This window comes from Fuscovulum sp., from assembly GCA_035192965.1.
GTDB lineage: Bacteria > Pseudomonadota > Alphaproteobacteria > Rhodobacterales > Rhodobacteraceae > Paragemmobacter.
Window position 1 is genome coordinate 2,522,803 of sequence record CP136571.1, and the last position, 19,331, is coordinate 2,542,133.

The window sequence follows — 19,331 nt, forward strand, 5'->3', positions numbered from 1 at the left end:
ACGCGGTCTGCGACACCGGCCCTGACGGATGCGCCGCCCGATCCGGCGATGCGGATCGAAGGGCTGGCCGTGCCGTTGTTGCAGTTCAACGCCGAGGGCGGCCTGGTGCAGACGAACGCAGAGGCGCGCACGCTGCTGGACCTTGGTCCGACTGACCTGCCCGAACCGGCGCGGCTGTTTGTCGACCTGGGCCGTCCGGTGCGGGACTGGATCATCGACGTGGCCGCCGGTCGCCTTCCCGGCGGGCCGGAGATGGTGGGCCTGCGCTGTGACATCCGGCCTGAGGAAGGTGAACGCTTCTTGCAGGTGACCCTGCAACCCGACGGGCAGGGCGGTGCGCTGGCCATCTTGCAGGACACGACGGCGCTGAAACGGCTGGAGGCGCAGTTTGTACAGGGCCAGAAGATGCAGGCCATCGGCCAGTTGGCCGGGGGAATTGCGCATGATTTCAACAATCTGCTGACCGCGATTTCGGGACATTGCGACCTGCTTTTGCTGCGCCACCGGACCGATGACCCAGATCACCCCGACCTGATCCAGATTCGCCAGAATGCGAACCGGGCGGCAGCGCTCGTGTCGCAATTGCTGGCGTTTTCGCGCAAACAGACGCTGAAGCCGGAGCGGATCGAATTGCAGGATACGCTGGCGGACCTGACCCATTTGCTGAACCGGCTTGTGGGTGAAAAGGTGGGGCTGGATCTGATCCATCCGCGCGAAACGGCCGCGATCCGGGCGGATCGCAGACAGCTGGAACAGGTGATCATGAACCTTGTCGTGAATGCGCGCGACGCCATGCCAGAGGGGGGCGTGGTGCAGATCGAAACCCGGATTGTGACGCTGGAGGAGGAAGTTCACCGCGACCGCGCCGTGGTGCCGCGCGGGCGGCATGTGGTGATTTCTGTGCGCGACAGTGGCACGGGCATCCCGCCCGAATGGATGGACAAGATATTCGAGCCGTTTTTCACCACCAAGCGACTGGGGGAGGGGACGGGGCTGGGTCTTTCGACTGTTTATGGCATCGTGAAGCAATCGGGGGGCTTTGTCTTTGTTCGCTCTACGCCGGGTGAGGGAACAGAGTTTGACCTGTGGTTCCCGCTTTGCGCCGAGGTGGTGGCCGAACGCCCGGTCGCGGCACCGCGGCGCGCGGCACGGCGATCGGATGCGGTGGTGTTGCTGGTGGAGGATGAGGCGCCCGTGCGCACCTTCGCCGCACGCGCCCTGCGCCTGCGCGGCCATTCGGTGCTGGAGGCGGCAAGTGCCGAGGAGGCGCTGGCGCTGTTGCAGGACGCAGCGCTGCATGTGGATGTCTTTGTCACCGATGTGGTGATGCCCGGGCTGGATGGGCCGGGATGGGTTCGGCAAGCCTTGGAGCGGCGGCCCTTGGTGCGGACCGTGTTCATTTCCGGCTATGCCGAGGAGGCATTGACCGATGTGCAGGCACGGATCCCGAATTCTGTTTTCTTGCCAAAGCCGTTCTCGCTCGCGGAATTGACCGAGACGGTGCAGGCGCAGCTCGCGGCCTGACTGCGGTTCTGATCAACCCGGCAGAGGTTGCAACGTTTCGTATAGCGCAAAGTCCCGCGCCGCGGCCTTGCGCAGGCGTGCCTCGGTTGTGGGGGAAAGGTCCATCGCTGCTGCGGGTGAGACGTTCAGACGGGGCAGGATGATTTCGCACCCCAACCGATCCTCAAGGAAATGGACGAAGGTTTCGATCTCTTCGTAACGGAACAGATGATCGACGCCCTTTTCGGCCTTTGGCTGCAGGAACCGCGCCTGCGATCCCACGGCGGCAAAGTCGGGTTGCGGATCATCGCACCATGCGTTGACGAAGTCATCAAAACTCATCCCGCGCGTGGACTTTGCATGATCGGAGATATCATCGCGCTGCCGATACCGAAACCACGAGCCAAGCCAATCGCGCGGCTCGCGCATCAGGGCCACGACGGTGAAGGGATGGCCTGAGGTTGCCTCAAGGTACGGACCGATGAAGCGATGAAAGCGCTGCACCGGAGTATGTTTTAGCACGGGCGGGCGCTGGATCGACATGGTTGCCATCGAATCAAGCGCCGCCTCGATCGCGGTGGACCCTGTCTTGGGCGTGGCGAGAATGGCTAAACGTTGTTCCCAGAAAACCAGCATGAAACACCCCTGACCTTGGTTCCGGCCTTCTACACAAGGCCGCGCCCGGAGGCGAGACCCCTGCGCATCCTGGTAACCGGACCTTAACCTTTGGCTGCCAGAGTGGGGATGTTCGAATTTGGTTGAAATGTTCTACTTTTGTGCTCATAAGAATGAGAACACTTGGGGAACAAGCGCAGCAATTGCCGCCCGGTCGCGGCTGTGAAATAAGGAGACGGACATGGCGGTGGCGAACCTCCTCGATTTGAACGGGAAGCGCGAAATGGACAAGGCAAAGGCGCTGGAAAGCGCGCTGGCACAGATTGAACGCCAGTTCGGCAAAGGTTCGATCATGAAGCTGGGCAAAGACAGCCCGCAGATGGATATCGAGGCGACCTCGACAGGATCGCTGGGTCTGGACATCGCGCTGGGGATCGGCGGTCTGCCCAAGGGGCGGATCATCGAAATCTTCGGGCCGGAATCTTCGGGCAAGACGACGCTGACGCTGCATGTGGTGGCTGAGGAACAGAAGAAGGGCGGCGTCTGCGCCTTTGTCGACGCAGAACATGCGCTGGACCCGCAATACGCCAAGAAGCTGGGCGTTGATCTGGATGAATTGCTGATCAGCCAGCCCGACACGGGCGAACAGGCGCTGGAGATTGTCGACACGCTGGTGCGGTCGGGTGCAGTGAGCCTGATCGTCGTCGATTCGGTGGCGGCACTGACGCCGAAGGCCGAGATCGAGGGGGACATGGGCGACATGCAGATGGGCAGCCAGGCCCGCCTGATGAGCCAGGCCATGCGCAAGCTGACCGCCAGCATCGGGCGCAGCAACTGCATGGTAATCTTTATCAACCAGATCCGGATGAAGATCGGCGTGATGTTCGGCAGCCCGGAAACGACGACGGGCGGCAACGCGCTGAAATTCTATGCCAGCGTGCGCCTGGATATCCGCCGCATCGGTTCGATCAAGGACAAGGATGAGGTCGTTGGCAACTCGACCCGTGTGAAGGTGGTGAAGAACAAGGTCGCGCCGCCCTTCCGCGAGGTGGAATTTGACATCATGTATGGCGAAGGCATTTCGAAGCTGGGTGAATTGATCGACATCGGCGTGAAGGCCGGGGTCGTGGAGAAATCCGGCGCCTGGTATTCCTATGGTGATGAGCGGATCGGGCAGGGTCGTGAGAACGCCAAGCAGTTCCTGCGGCAGAACCCGGCGATGGCCAGCGACATCGAAGACAAGATTCGCGCGGCGAACGGGCTGGATTTCACCGCGCCGGGCCGTCCGGATGAGGCGGATGTGCTGGACATGTGATCCGCGCATATGACGTAATCGGGAAAGGCCGGACCCTGCGGGTTCCGGCCTTTTTTCGTTGCGCGCTGTGGTGGCGGTGGACAGGGGCGGCAGGGGGGGCTAATTGGAGGGCCGACATGGCTTTTCCGCCTTTCTGAAAGGGTCTTTGCAGCATGGCGTCGCTGAACGATATCCGGTCTACGTTTCTTGATTTCTTCCAGCGCAACGGGCATCGCGTTGTCGACAGCTCGCCGCTTGTGCCGCGCAATGACCCCACGCTGATGTTCGCCAATTCCGGAATGGTGCAGTTCAAGAACTGCTTCACCGGGGTAGAGACGCGGGACTACAAGCGCGCGACAACGGCACAGAAATGCGTGCGCGCGGGCGGCAAGCACAATGACCTGGACAATGTGGGTTACACCGCGCGGCATCACACGTTCTTTGAGATGCTGGGGAATTTCAGCTTTGGCGATTACTTCAAGGCCGAGGCGATCGCCTTTTCCTGGGAATTGCTGACCAAGGATTTCGGGATCGACCCAAAGAAGCTGTGCGTCACCGTCTATCACACCGACGATGAGGCGGCCGGCATCTGGAAGAAGGTGGCGGGGCTGGAGGACCACCGGATCATCCGCATTCCGACGGATGACAATTTCTGGCGCATGGGGCCGACGGGCCCCTGCGGACCTTGCACCGAGATCTTCTATGACCACGGCGATCACATCTGGGGCGGCCCGCCGGGCAGCGCCGATGAGGATGGCGACCGGTTCATCGAGATCTGGAACAACGTCTTCATGCAGAACGAACAGTTCGCCGACGGCACCATGCGGCCGCTGGACATGCAGTCGATCGACACGGGTATGGGGTTGGAGCGGATCGGCGCGCTGCTGCAAGGCAAGCACGACAATTACGACACCGATCTGATGCGGTCGCTGATCGAGGCATCGGCCCATGCCACAAGCAGTGATCCCGATGGCCCGGGCAAGACCAGCCACCGTGTGATCGCGGATCACCTGCGGTCGACCAGTTTCCTGATTGCGGATGGCGTGATGCCGTCGAACGAAGGGCGCGGCTATGTGTTGCGCCGGATCATGCGGCGGGCGATGCGCCATGCGCATATGCTGGGCGCGCAAGACCCGGTGATGCACCGTCTGGTGCCTGCGCTGGTAAGGGGCATGGGCGCGGCCTATCCCGAATTGCAGCGCGCCCAGAGCCTGATCGAAGAGACGCTGCGGCTGGAGGAGACCCGGTTCAAGACGACGCTGGATCGCGGCCTGCGCCTGCTGGATGATGAACTGGCACGCCTGCCCGAAGGCGGCGATCTGCCCGGCGCGGCGGCGTTCAAGCTGTATGACACCTACGGGTTTCCGCTGGATCTGACGCAGGACGCGCTGCGCGAGAAGGGGCGCGCGGTGGATCTTGCCGGGTTTGATGCCGCGATGCAGGAACAGAAGACCAAGGCACGCGCGGCCTGGTCTGGCGCGGGTGGCACCGCGGATGCAAAGATCTGGTTCGAGTTGGCCGAGGCGCATGGTGCGACCGAATTCTTGGGCTATGACACCGAAACCGCCGAGGGCGAGGTGCTTGCGCTTGTGCGCGACGGGGCGGCCATTGGATCGGCAGCCACCGGCGAGACGGTGCAGATCATCGTGAACCAGACGCCGTTCTATGGCGAATCCGGCGGGCAGGTCGGGGATGCCGGCTATATCCGCACGGACACTGGTCTTGCCGAGGTGACCGACACCCGCAAGTCGCAAGGGATTTTCATCCATGTGGCGAAGGTTCTGGAAGGGTCGGTCCTGAAAGGGCAACCTGCAAAGCTGGAGGTGGCCCATACCCGCCGCGCACAGATCCGCGCGAACCATTCGGCCACGCACCTGTTGCATGAGGCGCTGCGCCATGCGCTTGGCGATCATGTCGCGCAGCGGGGCAGTTTGAACGCGCCGGATCGACTCCGGTTCGATTTCAGCCATGCCGCCGGCATGTCGCTCGCCGAATTGGCGCAGGTCGAGGCAGAGGTGAATGCCTATATCCGCCAGAACGCGCCAGTCGAGACGCGCATCATGACGCCCGATGATGCCCGCGCGATCGGTGCGCAAGCGCTGTTTGGCGAGAAGTACGGGGATGAGGTGCGCGTCGTGTCGATGGGCGTGCAGGAGGGATCGGGCAAAGGGGCGGACGGACGGACCTATTCGCTGGAACTGTGTGGCGGCACGCATGTGCGGCGCACCGGGGATATCGGGGCCTTCGTGGCGCTTGGCGAAAGCGCGTCTTCTGCCGGGGTGCGCCGGTTCGAAGCGCTGACAGGACAGGCCGCGCTGGACCATCTGCGCGCGCAGGATGCGCGTCTGGCCGAGGTGGCGCTGGTGCTGAAAGCCTCACCGGCCGAGGCGGTCGAGCGGGTGAAGGCGATGGCCGATGAACGCCGCGCCCTTCAGAACGAGGTGGCCCAGTTGCGGCGCGAGTTGGCGATGGGCGGCAAGGCAGGCGGGCCGGAGGCGCGTGAGATCGGCGGCGTGAAGTTCCTGGCGCAGGTGCTGTCGGGCGTGTCGGGCAAGGATCTGCCCGCGCTGATTGATGAGATGAAGGCGCGGATCGGGTCGGGCGCGGTGTTGCTGATCGCCGATACCGGGGCAAAGCCTGCCGTAGCGGCCGGGGTGACGGCGGACCTGACGGCGACGCTTTCGGCCGTGACGCTGGTCAAGGCGGCGGCCGAGGCGATGGGCGGCAAGGGCGGCGGTGGCCGGCCTGACATGGCGCAGGCGGGCGGTGCGGATATCGCGCAGGCCGAAGCGGCGATCAAGGCGGCGGAAGCCGTGCTGGAGGGTTGAGGCGATGCCGACGGCACTTTGGATTGCGCATGTGCAAGTGACGGATGCAGAGGCCTATGGCCGCTATGCCAAGGAAGCCGGCCCCGCGATTGCGGCGCATGGCGGCGTTTTTCTGGCGCGTGGCGGTCGCTATGTCCAGTTGGAAGGCAATGACCGCCCGCGCAACGTGGTGGCGCGCTTTCCCAGTCTGGAAAAGGCGGTGGAGTGCTACCATTCTGCCGCCTATCAGGCGGCGCTTGCCCATGCAAAGGGGGCGAGCGTTCGTGACCTGATGGTGGTAGAAGAGGCGGAGTAACCCGGTTCCCAGTGCTGGCCCGGCCCGGATTTTCGGGCGTCAGGGCGGATCTGGCAGAGTTTGAGTCGCATTTGCAATCAAGGCTGGTTGACGGCACCTATGGCGTCGTTAACACTTATCTACGTGTTGCCCCATTTTGGGTTGTCCCGAGTTGCGTGTTTCCCGAGTGCAAAAGGATTTTATTGCCAAGGGGGTTTCGTGGCATGGCGGCAGCTTTCCCGGACTGGAATGACTTGCGTGACATTCTGCTGATTACCAATGCGGGCAGCCTTTCGGGGGCGGCGCGGATTGCTCAGATCAGCCAATCGACCATGTCGCGACGGCTTGCCGCGATCGAAGCGAACGGCCAGCCAGTGTTTCTGCGCGATGAGATGGGACGATTGAGCCCGAATGCGCGGGGGCAGGAACTGGTGGCGGCGGCGCGTGAGATGGCGATGGTCTATGACCGGGTCAAAGCGCGGCTGATGGATGCCGGACCGCCGCTGCGCGTGGCCTGTTGCGAAATGATGTCGAAGCTTTTTCTTGCACCCGCTTTGCCGGTCTGGTCAGCGCGGGCGGACAGTGCGGCGGAATTGCAGGTGCATGAGGATGTCTATGCACTGGAACCCGATACATACGATGTGATGGTCGCGCCGATGGCGGCCGCGCCCGAACGCAGCACGGGGCAGTTGCTGGGTCTATACCAGATGGGCCTGTTTGCCGCGCCGCAATACGTGGCGGTGAACCGGATACGGGCCGGGTTGGACACGCTGGAAGGACAAGGCGTGATCCGCGCGTCAAAAGTGTTGGCGGATACGGAAAGCTATCGCTGGCTGGCGCGGCAGGGTGGCAATGTGACGATGCTGTCGCCCAATGTGCCGACCATGGCCGAGGCCTGCGCCGCAGGGCTTGGGGTGGCGCTGTTGCCGCTGGATCTTGCGGGCAATGACTCGCGGCTTTTGCCGATTGACGGGCCCAAACCGCCCCCCTGCGAGATCTGGGCCGTGGCTGATGCCAAATCGGCCAGCGATCCGCGGGTGGCGGGATTTCTGAAATGGGCGCGCGGACATTTCCGCGCGACCAGAGGTGAGGAGCGGGCCGTCGGATAGGCGACCGTCGCCTTACGAAGCCCGCGACTGGCGCTTACGCTCATGCGGGTCAAGGATCCGCTTGCGCAGACGGATGATCTTCGGCGTCACCTCGACCAGTTCGTCATCATCGATATAGGCAATCGCCTCTTCGAGGCTGAAGCGGATATGCGGCGTCAGGCGGACGGCTTCATCCGTGCCGGACGCACGGACGTTGGTCAGCTTTTTGCCCTTGAGGGGGTTTACCTCAAGGTCATTGTCGCGGCTGTGTTCGCCGATGATCATACCTTCGTAGACGTTTTCCTGCGGGCCGATGAACATGCGGCCCCGCTCTTCGAGGTTCCACAGCGCATAGGCGACGGACACGCCGTTTTCCATGCTGATCAGCACGCCCTGACGGCGGCCCTGAATCGGGCCCTTGTGGGCAACCCAGCCGTGGAAGATGCGGTTGAGCACGCCTGTGCCGCGCGTATCTGTCAGGAACTGGCCATGATAGCCGATCAGGCCACGCGACGGGACATGCGCGATGATGCGCGTCTTGCCGGTGCCTGCGGGTTTCATTTCGACCAGCTCGCCTTTGCGTTCGCCGGTCAGCTTGTCGATCACGGCGCCGGAATATTCGTCATCGACATCGACGATGACCTCTTCCACCGGCTCCATGCGGGTGCCGTCTTCATCCTTGAAGATCACGCGGGGGCGCGAGATCGACAGCTCGAACCCTTCGCGGCGCATGTTTTCAATCAGCACGCCCATCTGAAGTTCGCCACGACCGGACACTTCGAAGGCTTCACCACCGGGGGTGTCGGCCACCTTGATCGCGACGTTGACCTCGGATTCTTTCATCAGACGGTCGCGGATGACACGCGACTGGACCTTGGACCCATCACGGCCTGCGAGCGGGCTGTCATTGATGCCGAAGGTGACGGTGATGGTCGGCGGGTCGATCGGCTGGGCCGGAAGGGCGGTGTCGATCTCCAGCGCGCAGAGCGTGTCGGCCACGGTGGCCTTTGACATGCCGGCGATGGTGACGATGTCGCCTGCCAGTGCCTCTTCAATCGGTTGCTGGCCAAGGCCACGGAAGGCGAGAACCTTGGTCACGCGGAACTGTTCCAGCCGGTCGCCGGTGCGCGACAGAGCCTTGATCGTTTCCCCCACCCGCAGGCGGCCGGATTCAACACGGCCCGTCAGGATGCGGCCGATGAAGGGATCGGCCGAAAGCGTGGTGGCCAGCATGCGGAAGGGTTCATCCTGCGCGGCGAGTTGCTTGGGCGCGGGGACATGGCGAACGATCATATCGAAGAGCGCGTTCAGATCCTTGCGCGGGCCATCGAGCGATTCATCGGCCCAGCCGGCACGGCCCGAAGCGTAAAGGTAGGGGAAATCAAGCTGTTCATCGGTGGCGCCGAGGTTCGAGAAAAGATCGAATACCTCGTTCAACGCGCGATCAGGTTCGGCATCGGGCTTGTCGACCTTGTTCAGCACCACGATGGGGCGCAGGCCAAGCGCCAGCGCCTTGGCCAGAACGAATTTGGTTTGCGGCATCGGGCCTTCGGCGGCATCGACCAGCAGGCAGACGCCATCGACCATGGACAGGATGCGTTCCACCTCGCCGCCGAAATCGGCGTGGCCGGGGGTATCGACGATGTTGATGCGCGTGGCGTCGTGTTCGACCGAGGTGCACTTGGCAAGAATGGTGATGCCGCGTTCCCGTTCGATGTCGTTGGAATCCATGGCCCGTTCGGAAACGGCCTCATTGGCGCGGAAGGCACCGGACTGTTTGAGCAACTCGTCTACGAGTGTGGTTTTGCCATGGTCGACATGCGCGATGATGGCGATGTTGCGAAGCTCCATCGGGGAGGTCTCTTTCAAATCTTTCTGCGGTTGCGAGGGCCATACAGGGTTTGCGCCGGATTGGCGAGTCCCCCGTTTCAGGTAGCGATATAACGGTCGCGCCTGTGATTTATGGCGATGACAAGGTTGACGACCGCAGCACCGAGAAAGGACCAGGCCACGGTCTGCCAGGGCAGGAAGGTGGCGGCGATGGCAAAGAGGGCGGCGTCAAAGATCAGTTGCGTGTGGCCGGCGCGGAAACCGGTCCTGTCTTGCAGATAGAGGGCGAGGATGCCGATACCGCCGAGGCTGGCGCCGTGACGGAAGATCGCGAGGAGGGCCGCGCCGGAGACGAAGCCGAACAGGACCGCCCCGAAGGCGGGGTGGAGGGTGGAGAAATCCACCCATTGCGGCATCAGGGCAGACAGCAGGGACAGGAGCAGTACGGCGAGGAAGGTCTTGATCGTGAAGGCCAATCCCATGCGGCGATAGCCGAACCAATAGAACGGGATGTTGATGGCAAAGAAGATCCAGCCGAAGGGCAGGCCGGTGACATAGGAGATCAGAACCGCCAGCCCGGCGGTCTGCCCGGTGATCATGCCAAGGTGGGTCAGCACCACAATCCCGAAGGCGGCCATGGTTGTGCCAAAGGCGAGGCCTTGGGCATCTTCGATCAGGCTATGGGCTTTGGGATCGGTCATGGCGCGCGGCATTATCCTGTGGCGGGGCAATGCGCCAGAGGGTCAGGCCGCGATATACCGGTCGCGGCGGTGATTTATGGCGAGGAAGAGCGAGTAGGTGGCGGCACCGAGGAAAGACCAGAACAAGGTTTCAGGGGCGAGGATCAGGGCAGCGGCGGCAAAAATCACAACGTCTACAGCCAGTTGGACATAGCCCGCCTGAATGCCCCAGCGATCCTGGATCATCAGGGCGACGATGGAGAAGCCCCCGAAGCTGCCGCCATGGCGGACGACGGCGAGGGCAGCGATGCCGAAGAGGATGCCGAACAGGATGGCGGCGAAGGCAGGTTCGATTTCGCCCAGCGTCATCCAGCGCGGCAGGACATCGGTCAGGATGGAAAGCGCGGCGGTGGTGATCAGGGTTTTCAGCGCGAAACGCCCCCCCATGCGCCACCAGCCAAGCAGCAGAAAGGGCAGGTTGATTCCAAAATAGACCAGCGAAAACGGGAGGTTATAGGAATAGGCGATCAGTACGGCGAGGCCGGTCGTCTGCCCTGTGGCGAAGCCCATATGGGTGAGGATGTGGATGCCGAGGGCGGCCATGATGATCCCGAAGGCGATGCCTTGGGCATCTTCGAGCAGGGTGTGGTGTTTCGGGTCGGTCATGGGGGACTCGCGCTGGATGATAAAGGTCATAGCACTTGACCTTTAAAGGGTCAATGGAATTGACCTATGGGGTAGGCTGTGGCGGGTCTGCATCAGCGGGACTTTGGCATGGGGCGAGGGGATTTACCGCGGGCGGGAAAATGCCTTATGCGCAGTCATCCGCAACGCAAAGCATGGAGGGCGTGATGGTGAACATTTCTGGATCGTCACGACGTGGCGGAGAGACCGGACTGGGCAACGCGGCGCGATACCGTTTCGCGTAAGCCCTGAGCCGCTTGTCACGGGGCTTGAAGCCCGTGGCACAACCCTCTGACATCGCAGAACAAACCGTAATTTCGCCGGGGGGTTTTCCCGCGACTTTCGGCCCTGTTCTGCACCAATCCAACCCTGACAGGAGCCGGTCCGTGCTGCGGTGCAGCCGCCGGGAAATGACATGAACGACATGACCCAACTGCGGGGCGCGATGCCCCATTCCATCCATCTGGCGATCCACGAGCATGGCGCAATGCGTGTGCTTTTGGTGGCGGTGAAGGCGTTGATGGGGGCGGCTTTGGCCCCGACAGAGCCCGATCTGACCGAGCATCTGAGCGACCATCTGCGGCGGGATATCGGTCTGCCACCGCGCGGTTCCCCGCTGCCAGAGGCACCTATGCTGCCGGTGCGGTGGTAAGGCGAAAGGGGCCGGATCTGGCGATCCGGCCCCTTTTTGCTGTGCAGCGCGCGGTGCAGATGCCTGTGCAGACGGGCGTATGCACGCAGCGCACTGTGTTTTGGCCGCAGCGCAACGGTTGCGGCCCCCGGATCACGCCCGGGGCCGGGTATCCCGGTGGTCAGCCGCCCAGCGACTTGTTGAGGTATTCGTCGACCTTTTCCAGATAGCCGATGGTGGTGAGCCATTTCTGATCGGGGCCGACGAGAAGGGCGAGGTCTTTGGTCATCCAGCCGTCTTCGACCGTCTGAACGGTGACCTGTTCCAGCGTGGTGGCAAAGCGCATCAGCGCGTCATTGTCATCGAGTTTCGCACGGTGCTTGAGCGCGCCGGTCCAGGCGATGATGGACGCGATGGAGTTGGTCGAGGTCTGTTTGCCCTTTTGGTGTTCGCGGTAATGGCGGGTGACGGTGCCATGCGCGGCCTCGGCCTCTACCACTTTGCCATCGGGCGTCATCAGGACGGATGTCATCAGACCAAGTGAGCCGAAGCCCTGAGCCACGGTGTCGGACTGCACGTCGCCATCATAGTTCTTGCAGGCCCAGACATAACCGCCGGACCATTTCATGGCAGAGGCGACCATGTCGTCGATAAGGCGGTGTTCGTAATGGATGCCCAATGCCTTGAACCGGTCTTCAAATTCGGCGGCGTAGACCTCGGCGAAGATGTCTTTGAAGCGGCCATCATAGGCCTTGAGGATGGTGTTCTTGGTCGACAGATAGACCGGCCAGCCCTTCATCAGCCCGTAGTTGAAGGAGGAGCGGGCGAAATCGTAGATTGAGGCATCAAGGTTATACATCGCCATGGTGACGCCCGCGCCGGGGGCATCAAACACGTCGCGCTCGATCACGGTGCCATCATCGCCCACGAATTTGATGGTAACCTTGCCCTTGCCGGGAAAGCGGAAATCGGTGGCGCGGTATTGGTCGCCAAAGGCGTGGCGGCCCACGACGATGGGTTTGGTCCAGCCCGGCACGAGGCGGGGGACGTTACGGCAGATGATTGGTTCGCGGAAGATCACGCCGCCGAGGATGTTGCGGATGGTGCCGTTGGGCGATTTCCACATCTGTTTCAGGCCGAATTCTTCGACGCGGCCCTCATCGGGGGTGATGGTGGCGCATTTGACGCCGACGCCGTGTTTCAGGATGGCATGGGCGGCATCGACGGTGACCTGATCATTGGTGCGGTCGCGTTCTTCGATGCCCAGATCGTAGTACTGCAGGTCGATATCGAGATAGGGCAGGATCAGTTTCTTCTTGATGAAATCCCAGATGATCCGGGTCATTTCATCGCCGTCGAGTTCGACGACGGGGTTCGCCACCTTGATCTTGGTCATGCCCTTGGCCCTTTCGGCAATGGAAGTGATGCGGCGGTCCATAGTGCAAAAGGGACCGTTTGGGAAGCATTGTATGCAACGGCATACCGTTTATCGTAAGAGTTGACCGAACTCGCCTTTGAGTTGATCCTTCGCGCGGCGGTGTATGGGGTGCGCGATGAAGAACATAGCGGTGTTTTGTGACGGAACGTGGAACCATCTGGACATGGTGGAGCCGACCAATGTGGCGATCCTGTCGCGCAATGTGCTGCCGGTGACGACCGCGGGGCAGGAGCAGCGGGCGATCTATCTGCCGGGGGTGGGAACGCGGAAACAGGCGGCGGGGCCGATCGAGCGGGCGGTGGACCGGTTGACGGGCGGGGCCTTTGGATGGGGGTTGGACGGGCGGCTGGAGGCAGCCTATCGCGAGATTGCCGCCATCTATGAACCCGGCGACAGGCTGTTCCTGTTCGGCTTTTCGCGCGGGGCCTATATGGCGCGGTCACTGGCGGGGCTGTTGCGGAATTGCGGGCTGCCGGAGCCTGCGACGCTGGGGCGGATCGGCGAGGCGATGACGCTGTATCGCAACCGGGAGCCGGGATCGCATCCTGATGCGCCGGCAAGCCTGCGGTTTCGGGCTGCGTTTTCGCCGCGCTTTGCCACCAGCGAGACGGACAGGATGGTGCGGCCGAATTTGGCGGGGATTGGGGCGGTGGAGATGCTGGCGGTGGATTACCTTGGCGTCTGGGATACGGTTGGGGCATTGGGGGTGCCGGATCATTTCGCGGGATTGGCCGCGATCACCAACGGGAAGTACAAGTTCCACGATCTGCGCCTGTCGAGCATGGTGAAATCGGCCCGTCATGCGGTGGCGATTGATGAGCGGCGGCGGACCTTTCCGCCGACCCTGTGGGAGAACCTGACCGAGTTGAACATCGGCGAAGGGGATCTGCCCTATCGGCAGGAATGGTTTCCGGGCACGCATGGCGGGGTAGGGGGCGGAGGGCCGATCCGGGGCCTATCCAACGCGGCGCTGTTGTGGATCATGGGCGGGGCCGAAGAGGCGGGGCTGGAGTTTTCCGCCGCAATGAAGGATGCGGCGCAGAGGGCGGTGGCGGTGGATGCGCCGCTGGACAACCACCCGCCGAAAAGCGGGCCATTGGCGGGGCTGTTCAAGGGCAAGGGGGTGGACCGGTCACCGCCACCTTCGATCAGGGCAGTATCCTGGATGGCGCGGGAGCGGTGGCGGCTGCATGGCTATCGCCCGGTGCCGCTGCGCCCCTTTGGGCCAAAGATGGAGCCACCGGTGCTGCCGGGGGAGTGGCAGGATTAGGCGAAGAAGCGCAGGGTTTGGGCGCGGACCCAATCCCACAGGCGCGGGGCGCCGCGGGCGATCTTGGCCCCGACGCGGGTATCCAGTTGTTCGAGGGTCACGTCATAGGTGATCCAGGTGCCGCCGCCGGATTGCAGGTTGGCCATGACCGGTTGCACGCGATCAAGGCTTTTGGCGAAGATCGCGTCGGGCGTTTCAGCCGCCTCGAACTCTTCCCACAGGGTGCGGAAGCTGTCGCGCAGGTCGGGGGGCAGAAGGCCGAAGATGCGGTCGGCAGCACGGGATTCGGCGATCTGCGTTTCCGTCGAGGCATGGGCAGTGCCGTTGGCGGAATGGATCGGAACATCGCCCACGTCGATTTCCACCAGATCATGCAGGAGCAGCATCCGGATCACCCGGTCGATGGACACGCCCGGCGGGGCGTGATCGGCGAGGGTAAGGGCATAAAGCGCGAGGTGCCACGAATGTTCGCCCGAATTCTCGCGCCGCGAGCCATCGCAGAGCGTGGTGGCGCGCAGCACGGATTTCAGGCGGTCCGCCTCATTCAGGAAGGCGAACTGCTGATCGAGCCGTTCCGTCAATGACCGGCCGTGTCGAGGGGCGCGCGCGGGGCTGCGCCGCCCTCACGTTTGGCCTTGAGCGTCTGTTCGAGGAACTTGCGGCCTTTGCGTTCGGCAAGGATCACGCGGACGGCGGTCATGAAGGCCTCTTGCGTGGTGGGCGAGGCGTCAAGCAGGACGCGCGCCACGCGATCATGCAGCTTGTCATCGCCCAGCTCATCCATCGCGTCGACGACATCCTTGGCCAGCTGTTCGGTCAGATCCTGAAGAATGGGCATCAGCGCGACCCTTCGGTCAGGCGGCGGCGGACGTAATGGGCGACGGTGTCGATCATGGGTTTCATATGCGCCTCTTCATCCTTGAAGAAGTGATCTGCGCCCTCAACCTCGGTATGGGTGATGGTGATGCCCTTTTGTTCGTGCAGCTTGGACACCAGTTGGCGCGTGTCCTTGGGCGGGGCGACGCGGTCGGCGGTGCCGTTGATGATCAGACCCGAGGACGGGCAGGGCGCGAGGAAGGAGAAATCATACAGGTTCGCCGGGGGGGCGACCGAAATGAAGCCGGTGATTTCCGGGCGGCGCATCAGAAGCTGCATCCCGATCCAGGCCCCGAAGGAGAAGCCCGCGACCCAGCAATGCTTGGCGTTCTGGTTCATCGACTGAAGATAGTCGAGCGCGGAGGCGGCATCGGACAGTTCGCCAATCCCCATGTCATATTCGCCCTGCGACCGGCCCACGCCACGGAAATTGAAGCGCAGGACGGTGAAGCCCAGATTGTAGAAGGCGTAATGCAGGTTGTAGACGACCTTGTTGTTCATCGTGCCGCCATATTGCGGATGCGGATGCAGCACGATGGCGATGGGGGCGTCACGGTCCTTTTGCGGATGGTAGCGGCCTTCCAGCCGGCCTTCGGGACCGGCGAAAATCACTTCGGGCATTGGTCAGCGCCTGTCTTTGACTGGAGCGAATTGTTGACGACTTCGCTCGGACAATTTAGAACCATTCCAAAGGCGCGTCGGGCGTGCCGTTTGGGCGGGTTGGTTTCAGGTAATGGGCCGCACTCGCAACGTCAATGTTTTTGCAAGGGATCGGTCATGAAACTGTCGACCAAGGGGCGGTATGCCATGGTGGCGCTGGCTGATCTGGCGCTGGCTGAGGCGAAGTCGGGGGGCGACGATCTGGTGTCGCTGGCGGAAGTGGCCAAGCGACAGGATATCAGCTTGCCCTATCTGGAACAGTTGTTCGTCAAGCTGCGCCGGGCCGGGTTGGTTGAGGCGGTGCGGGGGCCGGGGGGCGGCTATCGGCTGGCGCGCAGCCCTGATGCGATCCGCGTTTCAGATGTGCTGGAGGCGGTGGAAGAGACGGTGGACGCGCTGCATACCGGGGCAGGGGTTTCGGGTGGCGTGTCGGGGACGCGGGCGCAGAGCCTGACCAACCGGCTGTGGGAGGGGTTGAGCGCGCATGTCTATGTGTTCCTGCACCAGACCCGGCTGTCGGACGTGATCCGCAACCAGATGACGCCTTGCCCGGCCGTGCCGGCACTGTTTCGCGTGGTGGATGAGGATGCGTGAGGCAACGATTTTTCTGCGAAAAATCGGGGCACCCGGCGCGGGGGCGTTGCGCGGGATGGCGGCGGGCGGATTTGGGTATTTGGGCCAAGGTGAAACATGAGGCCGCGGGTCTATCTGGACTGGAACGCCACAACGCCGCTGCGGCCTGAGGCGCGGGCGGCGATGATCGCGGCGATGGATGTGGTGGGAAACCCGTCTTCGGTTCATGCCGAGGGGCGGGCGGCGCGGGCTTTGGTAGAGCGGGCGCGGGCGCAGGTGGCGGCAGCGGTTGGTTGCAAGCCGGCGGAGGTGGTGTTCACCAGCGGGGCCACGGAGGCGGCGGCGGTCTTGGCGCGGTTGCCGGTGGGAACGGTCGAGGTGGACCCGACGGCGCATGATTGCCTGTGGTCGCAGCGGCGGGCGGGGCAGGGCGCGCGCGCGCTGGCCTGGGGCTATGCCAATAACGAGACCGGAGTGGTTGCAGAGGCCCCGGCGCGCGATGCAGGGGAGCCCTTGCTGTTGGACATCGTGCAGGCGGTGGGGAAGGTGCCGTTTTCATTCGCCTGGAGTGGGGTGGAGATGGCGGTGGTATCGGCGCACAAATTTGGCGGCCCCAAGGGGGTTGGCGCGCTGATCGTGAAGGACGGGGTAGAGACGCAGCCCGTGCTGACGGGCGGCGGGCAAGAGATGGGGCGGCGCGCGGGGACCGAGAACATCATCGGCATCGCCGGGATGGGTGCGGCGGCCGAGGCGGCGCAGCGTGATCTGGAGGCCGGCGTCTGGGATGAGGTCGAGGAACTTAGAAATATTCTAGAAGTCGGATTGTCCTCTGCGGCAAACAATACTATTTCTGTCGGGAAAGGTTTGCCCCGGCTGCCCAACACGCTTTGCCTGATCGCGCCCGGCTGGAAGGGCGAGACGCAGGTGATGGCGATGGATCTGGCGGGGTTTGCCGTTTCGGCCGGATCGGCCTGTTCCAGCGGCAAGGTGCGCGCAAGCCGCGTGCTGACCGCGATGGGATTTGACGAGGTGGCGGCGGCGCAGGCGATCCGCGTGTCGCTGGGGCCGGGTGTGACAAAGGACGAGGTGCTGCGCTTCACTGACACATGGTGCGCGCAGTATCGCAAGGCCCTGAACCGGGCTGCTTGAGTTTGGAATTGAGCGGGGGTCTGCCCCCTGCGCCGTGGAGAAGAACCGATGACCGAAGCCGCGCTGAAGGATGCCGATAATCGTGCCGATATTCGGGACGGTGTGGATCGTGAGACGATCGAAACCGTGCAGGCCATGGCCGGGAAATATAAATACGGCTGGGAAACCGAGATCGAGATGGATTTCGCGCCGAAGGGCCTGTCGGAAGACATCGTCCGGCTGATTTCCGAAAAGAACGGCGAGCCGGAATGGTTGCTGGAATGGCGGCTGGCGGCCTATCGGCGCTGGTTGCAGATGGAAGAGCCGACCTGGGCGATGGTGAACTATCCCGCCATCGATTATCAGGACCAGTATTATTACGCCAAGCCCAAGAGCATGGCGGTGAAGCCGAAATCTCTGGATGAGGTGGACCCCAAGCTGCTTGCGACCTATGCCAAGCTGGGCATTCCGCTGAAGGAGCAGGCGCTGCTGGCAGGCGTGGAAGCACCCGAAGGCGAGCGGCGGGTGGCGGTGGATGCGGTGTTCGATTCCGTATCGCTGGGCACAACGTTCAAGGCGGAACTGGCCAAGGCGGGCGTGATCTTCTGTTCGATCAGCGAGGCGGTGCGCGAGCATCCGGAACTGGTGAAGAAATATCTCGGCTCGGTCGTGCCGCAATCGGATAACTTCTTTGCCACGCTGAATTCTGCCGTGTTTTCCGATGGTTCCTTTGTCTACATCCCCGAGGGCGTGCGCTGCCCGATGGAGTTGAGCACATATTTCCGCATCAATGCCGAGAATACCGGGCAGTTTGAACGCACGCTGATCGTGGCCGACAAGGGCAGCTATGTGAGCTATCTGGAAGGCTGCACGGCGCCCAAGCGGGACACCCATCAGCTGCATGCGGCGGTGGTGGAGATCGTCATTCTGGACGATGCCGAGGTGAAATACTCCACGGTGCAGAACTGGTATCCGGGCGATGAGAACGGCAAGGGCGGGATTTATAACTTCGTGACCAAGCGCGCGGATTGCCGGGGGCATCGGTCCAAGGTGATGTGGACGCAGGTGGAGACGGGATCGGCGATCACGTGGAAATACCCGTCCTGCATCCTGCGGGGGGATGATTCACAGGGCGAGTTCTATTCCATCGCCATCGCCAATAACGCCCAGCAGGCGGATACGGGCACGAAAATGATCCACCTGGGCAAGAACACCAAGAGCCGGATCGTTTCAAAGGGGATTTCGGCAGGCCGCGCGCAGAACACCTATCGCGGGCTGGTGACGATGCACCCGAAGGCCACCAATTCGCGCAACTACACGCAATGCGACAGCCTGCTGATCGGTGACAAATGCGGGGCACATACGGTGCCTTACATTGAGGTGAAGAATAACTCCTCCCGTGTGGAGCATGAGGCGACCACGTCCAAGGTGGATGAGGATCAACTGTTCTATTGCCGGTCGCGCGGGATGGACGAGGAAGAGGCGGTGGCGCTGGTCGTCAACGGGTTCTGCCGCGATGTGTTGCAGGCGCTGCCGATGGAATTTGCCATGGAGGCGCAGAGCCTTGTGGCGATTTCGCTGGAAGGGTCGGTGGGCTGATCCATGGTCTGGGGGAACAAACCGATGATCGTGACGACGACGAACTCTGTTGAAGGGTACCAGATTGCAGAATACCTCGGGATCGTGACCGGGGAGGCGATCATGGGTGCGAACATTGTGCGCGATCTGTTTGCCGGGATCACCGATATCATCGGGGGGCGGTCGGGCGCCTATGAGGCGAAGCTGGCCGATGCGCGCGAAACGGCGTTGAGCGAGATGCAGGAACTGGCGCGGTCGCGTGGGGCGAATGCGGTGGTGGGGGTTGACCTCGACTATGAGGTGATCGGCCAGATGTTGATGGTATCGGCGAGCGGCACTGCCGTGCGTCTGGGCTGAAGCCGGCGGCGCGGATCATGCAGG

Annotated in this window: 18 protein-coding genes and 1 pseudogene; 11 read left to right on the forward strand and 8 right to left on the reverse strand. The window is 62.8% G+C overall.

Annotated features, from left to right (window positions below; genetic code table 11):
- The first annotated feature begins 57 nt into the window (after positions 1 to 57).
- A pseudogene (locus RSE12_12415) lies at positions 58 to 1,524 on the forward strand (ATP-binding protein).
- A 12-nt stretch (positions 1,525 to 1,536) separates the two neighbouring features.
- Here RSE12_12415 and RSE12_12420 read toward each other — a convergent pair.
- Positions 1,537 to 2,139 (reverse strand): hypothetical protein, encoded by a 603-nt coding sequence (locus RSE12_12420; protein ID WRH61189.1) that lies wholly within the window; start codon positions 2,137 to 2,139, stop codon positions 1,537 to 1,539.
- Between the two features lie 220 nt (positions 2,140 to 2,359).
- Here RSE12_12420 and recA point away from each other — a divergent pair, with 220 nt between their 5' ends.
- From recA to RSE12_12440, 4 genes are all read left to right on the forward strand, one after another.
- The gene (gene recA, locus RSE12_12425; protein ID WRH61190.1) at positions 2,360 to 3,433 is read left to right on the forward strand and encodes a recombinase RecA; all 1,074 of its coding nucleotides are present in this window, start codon (positions 2,360 to 2,362) and stop codon (positions 3,431 to 3,433) included.
- 152 nt (positions 3,434 to 3,585) lie between these two features.
- The gene (gene alaS / locus RSE12_12430; protein ID WRH61191.1) at positions 3,586 to 6,240 is read left to right on the forward strand and encodes an alanine--tRNA ligase; all 2,655 of its coding nucleotides are present in this window, start codon (positions 3,586 to 3,588) and stop codon (positions 6,238 to 6,240) included.
- 4 nt (positions 6,241 to 6,244) lie between these two features.
- Positions 6,245 to 6,535 (forward strand): DUF1330 domain-containing protein, encoded by a 291-nt coding sequence (locus tag RSE12_12435; GenBank protein ID WRH61192.1) that lies wholly within the window; start codon positions 6,245 to 6,247, stop codon positions 6,533 to 6,535.
- A gap of 203 nt (positions 6,536 to 6,738) precedes the next feature.
- Positions 6,739 to 7,623, forward strand: coding sequence for a LysR family transcriptional regulator (locus RSE12_12440; GenBank protein WRH61193.1), 885 nt, complete (start codon positions 6,739 to 6,741; stop codon positions 7,621 to 7,623).
- 12 nt (positions 7,624 to 7,635) lie between these two features.
- On the opposite strand, the gene typA is transcribed toward RSE12_12440, so the two are convergent.
- The 3 genes from typA to RSE12_12455 form a co-directional block, all read right to left on the reverse strand.
- Positions 7,636 to 9,453, reverse strand: coding sequence for a translational GTPase TypA (gene typA, locus RSE12_12445; GenBank protein ID WRH61194.1), 1,818 nt, complete (start codon positions 9,451 to 9,453; stop codon positions 7,636 to 7,638).
- 77 nt (positions 9,454 to 9,530) lie between these two features.
- Complete coding sequence (locus tag RSE12_12450) at positions 9,531 to 10,133, reverse strand: YitT family protein (GenBank protein ID WRH61195.1); 603 nt, start codon at positions 10,131 to 10,133, stop codon at positions 9,531 to 9,533.
- Between the two features lie 42 nt (positions 10,134 to 10,175).
- Positions 10,176 to 10,808, reverse strand: coding sequence for a YitT family protein (locus RSE12_12455; GenBank protein ID WRH61196.1), 633 nt, complete (start codon positions 10,806 to 10,808; stop codon positions 10,176 to 10,178).
- Positions 10,809 to 11,211: 403 nt separating this feature from the next.
- Between RSE12_12455 and RSE12_12460 the strand changes: the two genes are divergently transcribed.
- A complete protein-coding gene (locus tag RSE12_12460; GenBank protein WRH61197.1) occupies positions 11,212 to 11,448 on the forward strand; it encodes a hypothetical protein in 237 nt (78 codons plus the stop codon).
- 160 nt (positions 11,449 to 11,608) lie between these two features.
- Here RSE12_12460 and RSE12_12465 read toward each other — a convergent pair whose 3' ends face one another.
- Positions 11,609 to 12,823 (reverse strand): NADP-dependent isocitrate dehydrogenase, encoded by a 1,215-nt coding sequence (locus RSE12_12465; protein WRH61198.1) that lies wholly within the window; start codon positions 12,821 to 12,823, stop codon positions 11,609 to 11,611.
- A 157-nt stretch (positions 12,824 to 12,980) separates the two neighbouring features.
- Between RSE12_12465 and RSE12_12470 the strand changes: the two genes are divergently transcribed.
- Positions 12,981 to 14,135 carry a DUF2235 domain-containing protein gene (locus RSE12_12470; protein WRH61199.1) on the forward strand — a complete coding sequence of 385 codons (1,155 nt, stop codon included), beginning with the start codon at positions 12,981 to 12,983 and terminating at the stop codon, positions 14,133 to 14,135.
- Here RSE12_12470 and RSE12_12475 read toward each other — a convergent pair.
- Genes RSE12_12475 through RSE12_12485 form a run of 3 tightly spaced genes read right to left on the reverse strand, consistent with a single transcriptional unit; the run spans position 14,132 to position 15,632 of the window.
- Positions 14,132 to 14,716, reverse strand: a complete 585-nt coding sequence (locus tag RSE12_12475) for an HD domain-containing protein (GenBank protein ID WRH61200.1) — start codon at positions 14,714 to 14,716, stop codon at positions 14,132 to 14,134. The two genes, RSE12_12470 and RSE12_12475, sit on opposite strands and share 4 nt — an antisense overlap.
- Positions 14,713 to 14,973 (reverse strand): hypothetical protein, encoded by a 261-nt coding sequence (locus RSE12_12480; protein ID WRH61201.1) that lies wholly within the window; start codon positions 14,971 to 14,973, stop codon positions 14,713 to 14,715. The genes RSE12_12475 and RSE12_12480 overlap by 4 nt, the downstream gene beginning before the upstream one ends.
- Complete coding sequence (locus tag RSE12_12485; GenBank protein WRH61202.1) at positions 14,973 to 15,632, reverse strand: alpha/beta hydrolase; 660 nt, start codon at positions 15,630 to 15,632, stop codon at positions 14,973 to 14,975. The genes RSE12_12480 and RSE12_12485 overlap by 1 nt, the downstream gene beginning before the upstream one ends.
- A 156-nt stretch (positions 15,633 to 15,788) precedes the next feature.
- Between RSE12_12485 and RSE12_12490 the strand changes: the two genes are divergently transcribed.
- The 4 genes from RSE12_12490 to RSE12_12505 all read left to right on the forward strand — a co-directional run bounded on the left by RSE12_12490 (position 15,789) and on the right by RSE12_12505 (position 19,307).
- Positions 15,789 to 16,265 (forward strand): Rrf2 family transcriptional regulator, encoded by a 477-nt coding sequence (locus RSE12_12490; GenBank protein ID WRH61203.1) that lies wholly within the window; start codon positions 15,789 to 15,791, stop codon positions 16,263 to 16,265.
- Positions 16,266 to 16,361: 96 nt separating this feature from the next.
- Positions 16,362 to 17,393 (forward strand): aminotransferase class V-fold PLP-dependent enzyme, encoded by a 1,032-nt coding sequence (locus RSE12_12495; protein ID WRH61204.1) that lies wholly within the window; start codon positions 16,362 to 16,364, stop codon positions 17,391 to 17,393.
- 48 nt (positions 17,394 to 17,441) lie between these two features.
- On the forward strand, positions 17,442 to 18,971 hold the full coding sequence (sufB, locus tag RSE12_12500; GenBank protein WRH61205.1) for a Fe-S cluster assembly protein SufB: 1,530 nt from the start codon (positions 17,442 to 17,444) through the stop codon (positions 18,969 to 18,971).
- A gap of 24 nt (positions 18,972 to 18,995) precedes the next feature.
- Positions 18,996 to 19,307, forward strand: a complete 312-nt coding sequence (locus tag RSE12_12505) for a YbjQ family protein (GenBank protein ID WRH61206.1) — start codon at positions 18,996 to 18,998, stop codon at positions 19,305 to 19,307.
- Positions 19,308 to 19,331 lie beyond the last annotated feature (24 nt).

Excerpts from the sequence above, each read along its gene's own strand:
- recA (WRH61190.1), top strand. The coding sequence starts at position 2,360 with ATGGCGGTGGCGAACCTCCTCGATTTGAACGGGAAGCGCGAAATGGAC.
- RSE12_12450 (WRH61195.1), bottom strand. The coding sequence starts at position 10,133 with ATGACCGATCCCAAAGCCCATAGCCTGATCGAAGATGCCCAAGGCCTC.
- RSE12_12470 (WRH61199.1), top strand. The coding sequence starts at position 12,981 with ATGAAGAACATAGCGGTGTTTTGTGACGGAACGTGGAACCATCTGGAC.
- RSE12_12460 (WRH61197.1), top strand. The coding sequence starts at position 11,212 with ATGAACGACATGACCCAACTGCGGGGCGCGATGCCCCATTCCATCCAT.
- RSE12_12480 (WRH61201.1), bottom strand. The coding sequence starts at position 14,973 with ATGCCCATTCTTCAGGATCTGACCGAACAGCTGGCCAAGGATGTCGTC.
- RSE12_12455 (WRH61196.1), bottom strand. The coding sequence starts at position 10,808 with ATGACCTTTATCATCCAGCGCGAGTCCCCCATGACCGACCCGAAACAC.
- sufB (WRH61205.1), top strand. The coding sequence starts at position 17,442 with ATGACCGAAGCCGCGCTGAAGGATGCCGATAATCGTGCCGATATTCGG.
- RSE12_12420 (WRH61189.1), bottom strand. The coding sequence starts at position 2,139 with ATGCTGGTTTTCTGGGAACAACGTTTAGCCATTCTCGCCACGCCCAAG.
- RSE12_12465 (WRH61198.1), bottom strand. The coding sequence starts at position 12,823 with ATGACCAAGATCAAGGTGGCGAACCCCGTCGTCGAACTCGACGGCGAT.
- RSE12_12505 (WRH61206.1), top strand. The coding sequence starts at position 18,996 with ATGATCGTGACGACGACGAACTCTGTTGAAGGGTACCAGATTGCAGAA.
- RSE12_12495 (WRH61204.1), top strand. The coding sequence starts at position 16,362 with ATGAGGCCGCGGGTCTATCTGGACTGGAACGCCACAACGCCGCTGCGG.
- RSE12_12440 (WRH61193.1), top strand. The coding sequence starts at position 6,739 with ATGGCGGCAGCTTTCCCGGACTGGAATGACTTGCGTGACATTCTGCTG.
- RSE12_12435 (WRH61192.1), top strand. The coding sequence starts at position 6,245 with ATGCCGACGGCACTTTGGATTGCGCATGTGCAAGTGACGGATGCAGAG.
- RSE12_12485 (WRH61202.1), bottom strand. The coding sequence starts at position 15,632 with ATGCCCGAAGTGATTTTCGCCGGTCCCGAAGGCCGGCTGGAAGGCCGC.
- alaS (WRH61191.1), top strand. The coding sequence starts at position 3,586 with ATGGCGTCGCTGAACGATATCCGGTCTACGTTTCTTGATTTCTTCCAG.
- typA (WRH61194.1), bottom strand. The coding sequence starts at position 9,453 with ATGGAGCTTCGCAACATCGCCATCATCGCGCATGTCGACCATGGCAAA.
- RSE12_12490 (WRH61203.1), top strand. The coding sequence starts at position 15,789 with ATGAAACTGTCGACCAAGGGGCGGTATGCCATGGTGGCGCTGGCTGAT.